The organism is Stenotrophomonas sp. STEN054 (assembly GCF_056854535.1).
On sequence record NZ_JBXFWG010000115.1, the window covers coordinates 1 to 381 of the forward strand.

The 381-nt window shown below is 67.2% G+C and carries 1 protein-coding gene; it reads right to left on the reverse strand.

Translation table 11 applies throughout. The annotated features are described in order from the left end of the window. Positions 1–289, reverse strand: a 289-nt coding sequence (locus AC1VXD_RS19855) for a hypothetical protein (RefSeq protein WP_482993484.1), incomplete at its 3' end; no start/stop codon positions are given. Positions 290–381 lie beyond the last annotated feature (92 nt).

The following is a 381-nucleotide window of genomic DNA, read 5'->3' on the forward strand; positions in this document are numbered from 1 at the left end:
GCCGGTAGCGCCGGGCCATGCCCGGCGGCTCCTGCTTTGGTAGGTGCGGACCACTGGTGCGCACGATTCCGGCGCCCGCGCAAACCATCCACGCATGGCGTGGATCTACTGCCGTGCTCGTCAATTCCACCGCAAGCCGGTAGCGCCGGGCCATGCCCGGCGGCTCCTGCTTTGGTAGGTGCGGACCATTGGTCCGCACGATTTCGGCGCCCGCGCAAACCATCCACGCATGGCGTGGATCTACTACCGTGCTCGTCAATTCCACCGCAAGCCGGTAGCGCCGGGCCATGCCCGGCGGCTCCTGCTTTGGTAGGTGCGGACCACTGGTGCGCACGATTCCGGCGCCCGCGCAAACCATCCACGCATGGCGTGGATCTACTG